The sequence below is a fragment of the Achromobacter sp. KK8 genome, from assembly GCF_054188005.1.
This window is the reverse complement of the sequence record NZ_CM135178.1, coordinates 4,362,552-4,377,121: the sequence shown is the minus strand read 5'-3', so window position 1 is coordinate 4,377,121 and position 14,570 is coordinate 4,362,552. Positions and strand designations below refer to the sequence as shown.

At 67.5% G+C, this 14,570-nt stretch carries 13 protein-coding genes; 8 read left to right on the top strand and 5 right to left on the bottom strand.

The window, feature by feature from the left end; translation table 11 throughout:
- Positions 1 to 64 precede the first annotated feature (64 nt).
- The gene (locus ACVN9Z_RS20340; RefSeq protein ID WP_054497102.1) at positions 65 to 1,648 is read right to left on the bottom strand and encodes an amino acid permease; all 1,584 of its coding nucleotides are present in this window, start codon (positions 1,646 to 1,648) and stop codon (positions 65 to 67) included.
- A gap of 160 nt (positions 1,649 to 1,808) precedes the next feature.
- Positions 1,809 to 3,308, bottom strand: a complete 1,500-nt coding sequence (locus tag ACVN9Z_RS20335; protein WP_006388221.1) for an AMP nucleosidase — start codon at positions 3,306 to 3,308, stop codon at positions 1,809 to 1,811.
- Positions 3,309 to 3,567: 259 nt separating this feature from the next.
- Here ACVN9Z_RS20335 and ACVN9Z_RS20330 point away from each other — a divergent pair, with 259 nt between their 5' ends.
- From ACVN9Z_RS20330 to ACVN9Z_RS20320, 3 genes are all read left to right on the top strand, one after another.
- Positions 3,568 to 3,864: a hypothetical protein gene (locus ACVN9Z_RS20330; RefSeq protein WP_458212559.1), complete on the top strand. Its 297-nt coding sequence runs from the start codon at positions 3,568 to 3,570 to the stop codon at positions 3,862 to 3,864.
- Between the two features lie 59 nt (positions 3,865 to 3,923).
- Positions 3,924 to 6,014, top strand: coding sequence for a TonB-dependent receptor (locus tag ACVN9Z_RS20325; RefSeq protein ID WP_054447616.1), 2,091 nt, complete (start codon positions 3,924 to 3,926; stop codon positions 6,012 to 6,014).
- A gap of 212 nt (positions 6,015 to 6,226) precedes the next feature.
- The gene (locus tag ACVN9Z_RS20320) at positions 6,227 to 6,820 is read left to right on the top strand and encodes a C40 family peptidase (RefSeq protein WP_006388218.1); all 594 of its coding nucleotides are present in this window, start codon (positions 6,227 to 6,229) and stop codon (positions 6,818 to 6,820) included.
- 149 nt (positions 6,821 to 6,969) lie between these two features.
- Here the strand turns inward: ACVN9Z_RS20320 and ACVN9Z_RS20315 are convergent, their stop codons facing one another.
- On the bottom strand, positions 6,970 to 7,740 hold the full coding sequence (locus ACVN9Z_RS20315; RefSeq protein ID WP_458212558.1) for an SDR family oxidoreductase: 771 nt from the start codon (positions 7,738 to 7,740) through the stop codon (positions 6,970 to 6,972).
- Between the two features lie 277 nt (positions 7,741 to 8,017).
- Here ACVN9Z_RS20315 and ACVN9Z_RS20310 point away from each other — a divergent pair, with 277 nt between their 5' ends.
- The 5 genes from ACVN9Z_RS20310 (at position 8,018) to ACVN9Z_RS20290 (ending at position 13,049) form a co-directional block, all read left to right on the top strand.
- Positions 8,018 to 8,743: a c-type cytochrome gene (locus tag ACVN9Z_RS20310; RefSeq protein WP_024068749.1), complete on the top strand. Its 726-nt coding sequence runs from the start codon at positions 8,018 to 8,020 to the stop codon at positions 8,741 to 8,743.
- A gap of 5 nt (positions 8,744 to 8,748) precedes the next feature.
- Positions 8,749 to 9,669, top strand: coding sequence for a c-type cytochrome (locus tag ACVN9Z_RS20305; RefSeq protein ID WP_026383536.1), 921 nt, complete (start codon positions 8,749 to 8,751; stop codon positions 9,667 to 9,669).
- Between the two features lie 180 nt (positions 9,670 to 9,849).
- Positions 9,850 to 10,482 carry a guanylate kinase gene (gene gmk, locus ACVN9Z_RS20300; protein ID WP_020927510.1) on the top strand — a complete coding sequence of 211 codons (633 nt, stop codon included), beginning with the start codon at positions 9,850 to 9,852 and terminating at the stop codon, positions 10,480 to 10,482.
- Between the two features lie 46 nt (positions 10,483 to 10,528).
- Positions 10,529 to 10,732, top strand: coding sequence for a DNA-directed RNA polymerase subunit omega (gene rpoZ / locus ACVN9Z_RS20295; RefSeq protein ID WP_006219679.1), 204 nt, complete (start codon positions 10,529 to 10,531; stop codon positions 10,730 to 10,732).
- 22 nt (positions 10,733 to 10,754) lie between these two features.
- Positions 10,755 to 13,049, top strand: coding sequence for a RelA/SpoT family protein (locus ACVN9Z_RS20290; protein WP_006388210.1), 2,295 nt, complete (start codon positions 10,755 to 10,757; stop codon positions 13,047 to 13,049).
- Positions 13,050 to 13,165: 116 nt separating this feature from the next.
- Here ACVN9Z_RS20290 and glnQ read toward each other — a convergent pair whose 3' ends face one another.
- Entirely contained in the window at positions 13,166 to 13,894 is a 729-nt protein-coding gene (gene glnQ / locus ACVN9Z_RS20285; protein ID WP_020927509.1) for a glutamine ABC transporter ATP-binding protein GlnQ, read from the bottom strand.
- Positions 13,891 to 14,547: a glutamine ABC transporter permease GlnP gene (glnP, locus tag ACVN9Z_RS20280; RefSeq protein ID WP_006388206.1), complete on the bottom strand. Its 657-nt coding sequence runs from the start codon at positions 14,545 to 14,547 to the stop codon at positions 13,891 to 13,893. Before glnP ends, glnQ begins: the two co-directional genes overlap by 4 nt.
- Between the last annotated feature and the right edge of the window lie 23 nt (positions 14,548 to 14,570).

Sequence of the window (14,570 nt, the reverse complement as noted above, 5' to 3'; positions counted from 1 at the left end):
CCGCCGCATTACCGAGCGGCCTTGGCCGGATGCAATAGGGCCGCGGAGTTCCGCGGCCTTTCTTTCATCGCCCGCCAGTGCCCGGCGCAGGCGCCGTCTCCGGCCCGACCGTGGCCGGCTCGCCGCGCAGCGCCGAGTCCAGGTAGGCGCTGCGCGCCCGGGCGTCCGGGAAGATCATGTCCTTGTAGCTCACGAAGCGCGAACCCTTGACCAGGCGGTAGCCCAGCCAGATCAGCAGGAACAGCGGGATGCCGATATAGGTGGCCGCCACCCCGCCCCAGTCGATCCGGTGCTCCAGGAAGGCCTGATAGTTCTGGCCCAGCGTGATGATCAGGCACAGCACGAAGGCGAAGATCGGGCCGAACGGGAAGAACGGCGACACGTAAGGCAGGTCGGCCAGGTTGCGGCCCTGCTTGACGTAGCCGCGGCGGAAGCGGTAGTGGCTGATCGCAATGCCCAGCCAGGCGATGAAACCGGTCATGCCCGACGTGTTCAGCAGCCAGATGTAGACCGCCTTGGGGCTGAAGATGAACGAGAAGAAACAGAGCGCCGCCACCACCGTGGTGGCCAGCAGCGCCCACAGCGGCACGCCGTTGCGCGCCACGCGGCCGAAGATGCGCGGCGCCTTGCCATCGCGCGCCAGGCTGTAGAGCATGCGGGTGGCGGCGTACATGCCGGAGTTGCCGGCCGACAGCACCGAGGTCAGCACCACCGCGTTCATGATCGAGGCCGCCGCCAGCAGGCCGGCGCGCTCGAAGATCAGCGCGAACGGACTGACGCTGACGTCGGTGACGTCGTTACGCAGCAGGTGCGGATCGGTATAGGGAATCAACAGGCCGATCACCAGGATCGCCATCACGTAGAACAGCAGGATGCGCCAGAACACCTGGCGCACGGCGCGCGGCAGGTTGCGCGCCGGATCCTTGGATTCGCCGGCGGCGATGCCGATGAGTTCGGTACCCTGGAACGAAAAGCCCACCACCATGGCCACGCCGATCAGCGCCGCGAAACCGCCGGCAAACGGCGCGTCGCCCACGGTCCAGTTGGCCACGCCGCCGTCCTCGCCGCCGCGGATGATGCCCAGCAGCATCATCACGCCCATGGCGACGAAAGCCAGCACCGCGATCACCTTGATCAGCGCGAACCAGAATTCGGCTTCGCCGAAGCCGCGCGCCGACAACGCGTTCAGGCCGAACGTGATGGCCAGGAACAAGGCGCTCCAGTACACGCCCGGCACGTCGGGAAACCAGTAGGCCATCACCAGCTGCGCGGCCACCAGGTCCACCGCCACCGTGACGGCCCAGTTGTACCAGTAGTTCCAGCCCAGCGCGAAGCCGAAGCCGTCCTCGACGTAACGGGCGCCGTAGGTCGAGAACGACCCGGACACCGGCATGGCGGCGGCCAGCTCGCCCAGGCTGGTCATCAGGAAATAGACCATCACGCCGATCAGCACATAGCCCAGCAGCGCCCCGCCCGGTCCGGCCTGCGCGATGGTGGCGCCGGAGGCCACGAACAGCCCCGTCCCGATGGAGCCGCCCACCGCGATCATCGTCAGGTGGCGCGCCGACAGGGCGCGGCGCAATTCGGACGGTTCTGCCGCCCCCTTCTTGCCGCCGGCGCGGTGCTGGTCGTGTTCCGTCAATGCCAAAGTCGTGTTCCTTCAGAGCAAAAAAGCCCCCGCGGATTGTGCCCCCGGGCGCCGTGGGATTTCCACGCAACGCGCGAGCATAGCGCAACTGCCCCCGGCCGTCGAAACCGCGGGGGAGCCGGCGGGGATCCGTCCCCGCCCGCGAAAGCCCGCTACGGGGCTATTGGAACGCCGTTTCCATGAAGGTGCGCAACTTGCGCGAGTGCAGCCGCTCCGGCGGCATGCCGCGCAGGCGCTCGAGCGCCCGGATGCCGATTTCCAAGTGCTGATTGACCTGGCGACGGTAGAACGCGCTGGCCATGCCCGGCAATTTCAGCTCGCCATGCAGAGGCTTGTCGGACACGCACAACAGCGTGCCGTACGGCACGCGGAAACGAAAACCGTTGGCCGCGATGGTGGCCGACTCCATGTCCAGCGCGATGGCGCGCGACTGCGCGAAGCGCTCGACCAGCTCGACATGGTCGCGCAATTCCCAGTTGCGGTTGTCGATGGTGGCCACCGTGCCCGTGCGCATGATGCGCTTGAGGTCCCAGCCGGACAGGCCGGCCACCTCTTCCACCGCCTGCTCCAGGGCCACCTGCACTTCGGCCAGCGCCGGCACCGGCACCCAGGTGGGCAGGTCGTCGTCCAGGACGTGGTCCTCGCGCACGTAGCCGTGGGCCAGCACGTAATCGCCCAGGCGCTGCGAATCGCGCAGGCCGGCGCAGTGGCCCAGCATCAGCCAGGCGTGCGGGCGCAGCACCGCGATGTGGTCGGTGATGGTCTTGGCGTTGGACGGCCCCACGCCGATGTTGACCAGCGTGATGCCAGAGTGATCGCCGCGCACCAGGTGATAGGCCGGCATCTGCGGCAGGCGCTGGCCCTGGCCTTCGTCGGCCGGGCCGGATTCGCCGCGCCGCGTGATGCGGTTGCCCGGTTCCACCAGCATCTCGTAGTCCTCGTTGCCGCTGGCCATCAGCGCGCGGGCGCGGGCGCAGAACTCGTCAACGTAGAACTGGTAATTGGTGAACAGCACGAAATTCTGGAAATGCGCCGGCGCCGTCGCGGTGTAGTGCTGCAGGCGATGCAACGAATAGTCCACCCGCTGCGCCGTGAACGGGGCCAGCGGCTTGGGTTCGCCCTCCTTGCCGCGCCAGGAGCCGTTGACGATGGCATCGTCCGTCACCGCCAGATCCGGCACGTCGAACAGGTCGCGCAGCGGGCGCTTGAGGGCCTCGAGGTGCTCGCCTTCGACGTAGGCGCCTTCCGGGAAGGCGAAATGCAGCGGGATCGGCGAATCGGATTCGCCCACTTCCACCGCCACGCGGTGGTTCTGCAGCAACTGGCCGACCTGCTCGATCAGGTAGTCGCGGAACAGGGTCGGCTGGGTGATGGTGGTCTGGTAGATGCCGGGCTCGGCCACGTGGCCATATGACAGGCGGGTATCGATCGGGTCGTAGGTCTCGACCAGGATGCGGATGGCAGGGTAATAGGCGCGGGCCCGCTCGCGGCCGCTGGTGGAGCCCTTCAGGACATCGCGAAACGCCGCGCGCAGGAAGGCCGTGTTGCGCGCATAGATTTCGGCCAGCCGGTCCACCGCCGCCACGGCGTCATGGTAGGGCTCGAAAGGAATCGCCTCGGGCCGGTTCATCGAGGACAAAGGGTGTACTGCGTTCATCATTGAGCTTGGCTCCGCTTTCTTATGGTCTTCTTTCAGCGGCCGCTCGCGGCGATCAAGCCGGGAGGGCCGATGCCAACGATTATGCCCGAGCCTAGGACTACATGAAGTGTCATATTCGGCCGCGTTGCGCGGCCGGATGCGCGGGCGCGCATCGCCACAATCAAAGAAACAATATATCATTCCGATTTTTCGCCTTTCCGCCTCGCCCATGCCGCCGGCTTCCCGCCTCCATCCCGCTGCGCGCCCTGCCCGATGGGCAGTGCTGGGTTGGCTGTGCGCCTGCCTGTTGCTGTCACCGCTGGGCGGCGTGCGGCACGCGCTGTCGCACCTGTCGGGGAGTCCCGCTTCCAGCCAGGACGACGCGCACACGCCCGACAAGCTGGGCCATTGCGACCTCTGTCATATCTGGGATCTGCTGGACGCCACGCTGCCGGCTTCCTTTCCCGCATTCGCCTGCGGCGCGCTGCGCATCGCGGCGTCCGCGCCGGTGCCAAGCGGCACCACCCTCATCGCCACGCCCTGGTTCCAATCGCGCGCCCCGCCCGCCGCGGCCTGACACCCGCCCGCCCGATTTCAACCGCCGCCGCCCGCCGGCCGGCAACCAGGATTGCCACCATGCCTTTTGCTGCTTCCCATGCGGGGACGCGTTCGTCCCTGCGCGCCTTTTCCCTGAGCCCGCTCGCCCTCGCCTGCCTGCTCGCCTTGCCGCCGGCCGCCCGCGCCCAGGCCGACGCGCCTGACGCGGCCACGCTGTCGCCCGTCATCATCACCGCCAACCCCCTGGGCAGCGAAGCGCTGGCCTCGCCGTCGACCGTGCTGCAAGGCGCCGGCCTGGACCTGCGACGCGCCTCGAACCTGGGCGAGACGCTCAACGGCCTGCCGGGCGTATCGACCACCACGTATGGCCCGATGGTGGGCCGCCCCATCATCCGCGGCATGGACGGCGACCGCATCCGCCTGCTGAACAACGGCGTCGGTTCGCTCGACGCCTCGTCGCTGTCGTTCGACCACGCCGTGCCGCTGGATCCGCTGTCCACCAACCGCGTCGAGATCCTGCGCGGGCCGGCCGCCCTGCTGTATGGCGGCAGCGCCATCGGCGGCGTGGTCAACACCATCGACAACCGCATCCCCACCGAGCCCATCGACGGTATCCACGGCGACGTCGCCGGCAGCTACGGCGGCGCCAACAACGACCGCAACGGCGCGATCCAGCTCGAAGGCGGCGACGGCACCTTCGCCATCCACGCCGACGCCTTCAGCCGCAAGACCGGCGACCTGCGCATTCCCGGCTACGCCCGCACCTCGCGGCAACGCGCGATCGACGGCCCCGACCGGGACCAGCCGCGAGGCACCCTGCCCAACAGCGACGGCCAGGCCAGCGGCGGCGCGCTCGGCATGTCCTGGACCGGCGACCGCGGCTATGCCGGCCTGTCCTACAGCGGCTACGACTCCGACTACGGTTCGGTGGCCGAGCCGGACGTGCGCATCAGGATGCGCCAGGAACGCTTCGGCTTCGCCAGCGAGCTGCGCGACCTGGAAGGCCTGTTCACGAGCGTCAAACTGAATTTCGCCTACACCGATTACCAGCACAAGGAGATCGAGGACGGCGAAACCGGCACCCTGTTCAAGAACCGCGGCTACGAGGCCCGCATCGAGGCGCGCCACGCCGACATCGGCCCGCTGCACGGCGTGGTCGGCCTGCAACTGGGCCAGACGCGCTTCTCGGCCCTGGGCGAGGAAGCGCTGGTGCCCACCACCGACACCGACGCCATCGCGCTGTTCGCGCTGGAGGAATGGAAGATCAATGATCGCCTGACGCTGAGCGCCGGCGCGCGCGCCGACCATACCCGCCTGACCCCGGGCGGCGGCGGCAACGAACGCTTCGACGGCTCCAACCGCCGCACCTTCACCGCCGGCAGCTTCTCGCTGGGCGGCATCTACAAGCTGGACAGCGCCTGGTCGGTGGCCGCCAACACCGCCTACACCGAGCGCGCGCCCACCTTCTATGAGCTGTACGCCAACGGCCCGCACGCCGCCACCGGCCAATACCTGGTGGGCGACCAGAACCTGGCCAAGGAACGCGCCTGGTCCGGCGACCTGTCGCTGCGCTACAAGAAGGACGCCGACAGCGCCAGCGTGGGCGTGTTCTACAGCCGCTTCTCCAACTACCTTGCCGAGATGAACACCGGCCGCTTCCGCGACGACGACGGCGATCTGGTGGCCGCCGGGGACGACGAGGCCCTGCCCGAGGCCCGCTACCAGGGCGTGTCCGCGCGCCTGTACGGCGTGGAGGCCGAAAGCAGCACGCGCGTGCTGCAATCGGGCGGCCACAAGCTGGACCTGGGCCTGTCGGGCGACTACACGGTGGCGCGCAACAGCGATACCGGCCGCTCGCTGCCGCGCATTCCGCCGCTGCGCCTGCGCGTGGCGCTGGACTACGGCTACGGCCCGTACAGCGCCGGCTTGAGCGTGTCCAAGGCCTTCGCCCAGCACAGCCGTCCGGACAACGACACCGCCACCGCCGGCTACTACAGCCTGGACGCCAACGCCGGCTACCGCTTCAAGGTCGCGGCGGTGCAGTGGCAGGCCTACGTGCGCGGCATCAACCTGACCAACCAGGACATCCGCTACGCCACCTCGGTGCTGCGCGACGTCGCGCCCGAGGGCGGCCGCGCCGTGATGGTCGGCCTGCGCGGCAGCTTCTGACCCTGGCGCCCGGCGCCCGTTACCTTTTCCCGACCGGATCAGGTAACGGGCAGCCCGGCAGGATGCTGCATTGCACTACAAATGTAATGAAACTTTATTCCATTACAATGCGATGGCAGTTCGTGAAGCTCAAGCCTCCCCTGCCCCCTTTCCGCCGGCTTGTCCCCCGTGGACAAAGCCATGCCGCCCACTCCGATTTTTGAAGTGACGTAATGACGCCGCCCACGCGAAAAGCCCGCCTTGCCTTTTTCCGCCTTCCCGCTTTGCTGTCAGCGCCCCTGCTGGCCCTGACGTTCTCCTGGTTACCCGGCGCCGCCCAGGCGTCGATCCCCTCCGAGCAGGCCCGCGCCTCCCTGTCCGGCCTGCGCCTGGCGCAGGACCCCACCGTGCCGACCCTGCGCGAACGCGTGGTGCAGGCCGGCCTGGCCGCCATCGGCACGCCCTACAGCTGGGGCGGCGACGATGCCGCCGAAGGTTTCGACTGCAGCGGCCTGGTGCTGTACGTCTACCGTGAGATCGCCGGCCTGGAACTGCCGCGCACCGCGCGCCAGCAACGCACCCAGGGCGACACGGTGAACAACAAGAAGCAGCTCAAGCCCGGCGACCTGGTGTTCTTCGCCACCCGCGGCCGCGGCATCACGTCGCACGTGGGCATCTACATCGGCCAGGACAAGTTCGTGCACGCCCCGCGCCGCGGCGCCAAGGTGCGCGTGGACGAGATGAAGAATCCGTACTGGTCCAAGCGCTACCTCGGCGCGCGCAGCTACATCGATACGGCCAAGGGCCAGATGCTGGCGCAGAAATAAAGCCCGAAGGACGGGCCCCCGCGCTGCGCGCCATGCGCTTGCTGCCCCCCACGGGGGCGGCCCGGCGGCGGGGCGGGATCTTGTCGACGAAATGGCTCGATAAAAAATAAAAAAGCGCCCGCGGGCGCTTTTTTCATTGGTGGCGCGGTTCAGCCGCGCCCGACGAACGGCATGTTGGTCGCCATGATCGTCATGAACTGGACATTGGCGTCCAGCGGCAGGCGGGCCATGGCCGCGACGGCCTGCGCGACGTGGGCCACGTCCATGCGCGGCTCGACCTTGATGCTGCCATCGGCCTGCAGGATGCCGGCGGCCATGCGTTCGGTCATGTCGGTGGCGGCATTGCCGATATCGATCTGGCCGCAGGCAATGTGGTACGGACGGCAATCCAGCGAAATCGACTTGGTCAGGCCCGTCACCGCGTGCTTGGTGGCGGTGTAGGCGATCGAGAACGGCCGCGGCGCGTGCGCCGAGATCGAGCCATTGTTGATGATGCGGCCGCCCTGCGGGGTCTGCGCCTTCATCACGCGGATCGCGGCCTGCGCGCACAGGAACATGCCGGTCAGGTTGGTGTCGACCACCTCTCGCCAGAGCGCCACCGGCAGTTCCTCGATCGGCATCGCCGGCGCGCCGCGGCCCGCGTTATTGAACAGCACGTCCAGGCGCCCGTATTCGCGCTGGGTGGTGTCGAACAGCTCACGCACCGCCTGCTCGTCGGACACGTCCGTGGGAACCACCAGGGCCCGCACACCATCTTCGCCCGCCGCCGTGCGCGTGGCTTCGAGCGGCTCGCGCCGACGACCGGCCAGCACCACGCGATAGCCTTGCGCCAGGAATTCCAGCGCCACCGCGCGGCCAATGCCGGTGCCGGCGCCGGTGACCAGCGCAACGCGGGGAGGGTCGATCTCGTTCGTGTGCATTGGATGCTCCTTGTTATCTGTCGGCGAAATGCTACCCGAATCATTCTGGCGATGGTGCAAGCGAACGTTCCATTCGCTACGCGCCGAGTGCGGCTGGGCAAGCACGGATCAGGAAACGAGCCGGCGAACGGATGCAGCGCCGTCGCGATTGCCGCCATCGCTGTTGCAAATTGAACGCGCGCAAAACCCCTGGCGGGCTTTGATCTGTCACAAATTTCCATATAATTTCTGGAAATTAACTTATTACCAAAATTCCAATAAATTTCGGAGTTTGATCATGGCATTACTGCCCTTTTCCACCGTCCGTTGGGCGGGCGCGCTGGCGCTGGGCGCCGGCGTGCTCGGTGCGCTGCCCGGTCCCGCGCAGGCCGCTCCCGATGGGCGCCAGATCAGCACACAGGGCGCCAACGGCGCGCCGGCCTGTATGACCTGTCACGGCGCCAACGGCGAAGGCAACCCCGCCGCCGGCTTTCCCCATCTGGCGGGCATGGGCGCCGCCTATCTCGCCGAACAGCTCGAAGCCATGGCCAACGGCTCGCGCGTGAGCCCGGTGATGGCCGCCACCGCCAAGGCGCTGGACCCCGCGCAGCGGCAAGCGGTGGCCGCCTATTACGCCGGCCTGCCGTCGCCGCTGAACATCGACCGATTGGCCGCCACGGCCCGGCAGCCGGTCAAGCCCGACGATACCGGCGCCTGGCTGGCCACGCGCGGCGCCTGGGACAAGAACGTGCCAGCCTGCAATCAATGCCACGGCCCGGGCGGCATCGGCGTGGGCGCCAACTTTCCCAGCCTGGCCGGCCAGCCCGCCGCCTACATCGCGGGCCAGCTGCGCGCTTGGCGCCAGGGCCAGCGTCCGCCCGGCCCGCTCGGCCTGATGCCGGCCGTGGCCACCCGCCTGACCGACGCCGAGATCGACGCCGTGTCCGCCTACTACGCCGGCCTGCCCAAGGCCGCCGACCTGCTTGCCGCGCAAGCCAACACCGCCGCGGGAGCCAAGCAATGACCCCGATCCGTCACCGACTCGCTCATCTTCTGTTCGCCGCCGCGGCAACCAGCGCGTTGCTGTCGACCGGAGCGGCCGTGGCCGCCGATGCGCGCCCCGACTTCACGCCGCCCAGCGCCGCGTCGCTACCCGACAGCGAATTCGGCAAGATCGTGCGCCAGGGCGAGCAGATCTTCCTGCACACGCCGCAGAACGCCAGCAAATTCGTCGGCAACGACCTGAACTGCGCCAGTTGCCACCTGGACGCGGGCCGCCGCCCCGATTCGGCGCCGATGTGGGCGGCCTACGTGCTGTATCCGGCGTACCGCGCCAAGAACGGCCACGTCAACACGCTGGCCGAGCGCCTGCAAGGCTGTTTCCGCTTCAGCATGAACGGCAAGCCGCCCGCGGCCGACGACCCGGTGCTGACCGCCTTGCAGACCTATATGTTCTGGCTGGCGAGCAAGGCGCCCACCGGCGTCGCGCTCAAGGGCCAGGGCTACCTCAAGCTGCCCAAGCCGGCCCAGAAGGCCGACTACGTGCGTGGCAGCGAGGTCTACGCCCAGTACTGTGCCGTCTGCCACGGCGCCGAGGGCAAGGGACAGAAGAACGGCGAGCACTGGGTATTCCCCGCGCTGTGGGGCCCGGATTCCTTCAACTGGGGCGCCGGCATGCACCAGATCGGCAACGCCGCCGGCTTCATCAAGGCCAACATGCCGCTGGGCCAGGCAGGCATGCTGAGCGACCAGGAAGCGTGGGACGTGGCCTACTTCATGAACGCCCACGAACGCCCCCAGGATCCGCGCTACACCGAATCGGTGGCTAAGACCCGCGCCAAGTACCACGACTCCGACGACTCGCTCTACGGCATCGAGGTGAACGGCCACCTGCTCGGCAGCGACGCGCCCGCGCCGGGCGGCAAGCTGACGCAGGCGGCGGCGCGCTGATCCGCTCCCGCGCGGCGGTCCCGCCACGGGCCGCCGTTCGGGGCCGCTTTCTTGCGGGGCCGCATCGCGCGCCCCCAACCCGCAGGTGGTTGGCATTGACGACGCGCGCAGGGTTTTCCCCCTGCCGCGCTGCGCGATTTGCTATTCTTCGGGTCTCGGCATCACACGCTCGTCACATTCATGCACGCCACTTCCGGCAATGTCTTCATGGTCGTCGCCCCCAGCGGGGCCGGCAAGTCCAGCCTGGTCAAGGCCTTGCTGCAGCAAGACCCGTCCATCCTCCTGTCCGTCTCCTGCACCACCCGCGCGCCGCGTCCCGGCGAGGAAGACGGCCGCGAGTACCGCTTCATCGGCATCGACGAATTCAAGCAGTTGCGCGACGAGCAGCGCCTGCTGGAGTGGGCCGAGGTCCATGGCAATTTCTACGGGACGCCGCGCGATCGCATCGACGAAGCCACCCGCGAGGGCCGCGACGTGCTGCTGGAAATCGATTGGCAAGGCGCGCGCCAGGTGCGCCAGCGCTTTCCCGGCGCGATCGGCATCTTCGTGCTGCCGCCTTCGATCGAGGAACTCGAAAGCCGGCTCAAGGCGCGCGGCCAGGATGCGCCGCAAGTGATCGCGCGCCGGCTGATGGCCGCGGGCGGCGAAATCGCGCACGCGCCTGAATGCGAATATGTTATTATTAATCAAGAATTTAGCGTGGCCTTGTCGGAACTGACTCAAATCGTCAGCGCCGCACGGCTGCGTTTTTCGTCTCAGGCCGTGCGCCACGCCGAATTGTTTGCGCAGCTCGGCATCCCGGCGGCGCACTGAAACGAAACCGCATTCTCCCTATCCACCATCAGCACCAGGTGTCCTAATGGCTCGCATTACCGTCGAAGACTGTCTGAACCAGATCCCCAACCGTTTCAAGCTCACGCTGGCCGCCACCTACCGCGCCCGCGAGCTGGCGCAAGGCCATGCCCCGCGCCTGGACAGCAAAGACAAGCCCACGGTCACTGCCCTGCGCGAAATCGCGGGCGGCCTCACCGGCGTGGAAATGCTGCGCAAAGTTCCCACCTGATCTTTTCCGGGGGGCGGCAAGCATGGCTTTTCCCGGGCTGAAGTACGCTTCATCAGGTCTGCTTGCCGCGCTACGTGCCGGCTCCCGTCTCGGGCGCCGCACGGGCAAGAAAGACAAGAATTCCCCCACGCCGCCCTCCGTCGCCGCGCAAGAAGCGGCGGATGCGACCGCCTCGCCGGTCGCCTCGCTGGCGCCGCTGACCGAAATCATCGGCAGCTATCTCGACAAGAAAGATGTAGAACGCGTGCGCGAAGCCTATCGCTTCGCCGACCAGGCGCACCTGGGCCAGTTCCGCGCCAGCGGTTCGCCCTACATCTCGCACCCCATCGCCGTCACGGAAATCTGCGCGGGCTGGAAGCTCGACGCGAATGCGTTGTCCGCCGCCCTGCTGCACGACGTGATGGAAGACCAGGGCATCGCCAAGCACGAGCTGGCCGAGAAGTTCGGTCCTGAAGTCGCCGAGCTGGTCGATGGCCTGTCCAAGCTGGACCGCCTGGACTTCGCCACCAAGGCCGAGCAGCAGGCTGAAAGTTTCCGCAAGATGCTGCTGGCGATGGCGCGCGACGTGCGCGTCATCCTCATCAAGCTGGCCGACCGCCTGCACAACATGCGCACGCTGGACGCGGTCAACCCCGAGAAGCGCCGCCGCATCGCCCGCGAAACGCTGGACATCTACGCGCCCATCGCCCACCGGCTGGGCCTGAACCTGCTGTTCCGCGAACTGCAGGACCTGTGCTTCGCGGCCATGTACCCGAACCGCTACCAGGTGTTGTACAAGGCCGTGCTGGCCGCGCGCGGCAACCGCCGCGAGGTGATCGGCAAGATCGCCGACTCGGTCCGTGCCGCGCTGCCCGCCGCCGGCATCGAGGCCGAAGTCACCGGCCGCGAGAAGACGCTGTTCGGCATCTACCGCAAGATGGTCGACCAGAAGAAGTCGTTCTCGGATGTGCTCGACATCTATGGTTTCCGCGTCATCGTCCACACGCTGCCCGAGTGCTACCTGGCACTGGGCACGCTGCACCAGCTGTACCGGCCGGTGCCCGGCAAGTTCAAGGACTACATCGCGATCCCCAAGGTCAACGGCTACCAGTCGCTGCACACGACGCTGGTGGGCCCCTACGGCACCCCGGTGGAATTCCAGTTCCGCACCCGCGACATGCATCACGTGGCCGAAGAAGGCGTGGCCTCGCACTGGCTGTACAAGGGCGCCGACCTGACGCTCAACGACCTGCAGAAGCGTACCCACCAGTGGCTGCAATCGCTGCTGGACATCCAGAGCCAGACCGGCGATTCGGGCGAGTTCCTCGAACACGTCAAGGTCGACCTGTTCCCGGACGCCGTCTACGTCTTCACCCCGCGCGGCAAGATCATCTCGCTGCCGCGCGGCGCGACGCCGGTGGATTTCGCCTACGCCATCCATACCGACATCGGCAACCAGGCGGTGGCGGCCAAGGTCAACGGCGAGTTCGTGCCACTGCGCACGGAACTGAACAGCGGCGACACGGTGGAGATCGTCACCTCCCCCGCTTCGCGCCCGAACGCGCAATGGCTCAATTACGTGCGCACCGGCCGCGCCCGTTCGGAAATCCGCCACTACCTGCGCACCGTCAAGTACGAGGAATCGGTGGCCTTCGGCGAGCGCCTGCTGGGCCAGGCCCTGCAGGAATTGCACATGCCGCTGCCGGCCACCGACGACCCGGCCTGGCAGAAGCTGGCGCGCAGCACCGGCGCCAGCTCACGCGAGGAAATCCTGGCCGACATCGGCCTGGGCAAGCGCCTAGCCGCCGTCGTGGCGCGCCGCTTCGCGCCCGAACACCAGCTGGTGGCCACCACCGCCGCGGCGGTGGACGAGCTGACCTCGGCGCGCAGCGCCCCGATCCTGATCCAGGGCAACGAAGGCCAGGCGGTGCAGTTGGCGCCGTGCTGCGGCCCGCTGCCCGGCGACCCGATCATCGCCGGCATGCGCATGGGCCATGGCCTGGTGGTGCACACCGCCGACTGCCCGGTGGCCATGCGCCAGCGCCTGCGCGAACCGGAACGCTGGATCAACGTCGCCTGGGACGCCCACACCGCCAAGCACCTGGCCACGCGCCTGGACATCGTCACGCGCAACGAGCGCGGCGTGCTGGGCCGGCTGGCCGCGGAAGTCACGGCGGCCGACGCCAACATCATGCATGTGACCATGCACGATGACGCGGTCTCGACGGTGTCGCTGCACCTGACCATCCAGGTGGACAGCCGCAAGCACCTGGCGCAGGTGATCCGCGCCATCCGCCACGTGCCGCAAGTGCAGAAGATCGTGCGCGTGAAGGGCTAGGGGGGAGCCCACCCCCGAAGCGCTGCGCGCTTCCCCCTCAAGGGGGCATGTCTACGGACCGGCGGAGCCGGATCCGTGACATCCCGCTTGGGGCGCGGTTCTGGGGCGATCCGCGCTCAGGCAACGTGTTGCAGGAAGTCCTTCAGGCGCTGGCTGGGCGGATTGTCCAGCAGTTCGGCTGGCGGACCGTCATGCGCGATCTTGCCGGCGTCGATGAAGATCAGGCGGCTGCCGACCTTGCGCGCGAATTCCATTTCGTGCGTGACCACCACCATGGTCATGCCCTCCTCGGCCAGGTCGCGCATCACCTTCAGCACCTCGTGGCGCAGTTCCGGATCGAGCGCCGAAGTCGGCTCGTCGAACAGCATCAGCTTGGGCTTGATCGCCAACGCGCGGGCGATCGCCACGCGCTGCTGCTGGCCGCCGGACAGTTCGGATGGGTAGTGGTTCATGCGCTCGGCCAGCCCGACCTTGCCCAGCAGTTGCTCGGCCAGTTCGCGCGCCTCGTCGCGGCTCTGTCCGCGCGTGTGCACCGGCCCGAACATGACATTCTGCAGCGCGGTCATCTGCGGGAACAGATTGAACTGCTGGAACACCATGCCGGCCTCGCGCCGGATCTCGCGCACCTGGGCGGCGCCGCCGTGCACGCTCAGGCCGTCGACCAGCAGGTCGCCGCCGTTGATCGTTTCGAGCACGTTGATGCAGCGCAGGAAGGTGGACTTGCCGGAGCCGGAGGGCCCCACCACCACGACCACCTCGCCCGCGTCGATATTGAGCGAAATGCCGTCCAGCACCGTGGACGCGCCGAACGTCTTGGTGACGTCATGAAATTCAACCATGCTCATAGTATGCGCATCCTCTTTTCCACCAGGTGCAGGATCAGCGCCATCGTGCCCGTCAGGATCAGGTAGACGATGGCAATGGCCGACCAGATCTCGACCGCGCGGAAGTTGCTGGCCATGATCTCCTGGCCCTGACGGGTCAGTTCCGCGACGCCGATCACGATGAACAGCGACGAATCCTTCAGGCTGATGATGCACTGGTTGCCCAGCGGCGGAATCATGCGGCGGAACGCCACCGGCCCGATGATGTGGAACAGGATCTTGTGAAACGGCAGGCCCATCGCCTGCCCGGCTTCCTTCAGCCCCTTGTGGACCGACAGCAGCGAACCGCGCACGATCTCGGAAATATAGGCGCCTGAATTGATGATGAGCGTGACGATGGCCGCCCACTCGGCGTCCACCCGGATGTTCGCCAAGAGCGGCAAGGCGAAATAAATGAACATCACCTGCACCACGATCGGCGTGCCGCGGATCACCGCGACATACACCTGGGCGATGCCCGACAGTATCGGATGCCCGTAGGCCCGCGTCACGCCGGAGAGCGCGCCCAGCAGAAAGCCGCCGAACAGGCCCCAAAAGGTGATCTTGATGGTCATCTGCGTGCCCACCCACAGGTTGGGCAACGCCTCCATCACTACATTCCAGTCAAAATCCACGAATTACCCCTCAATGGCGCGCC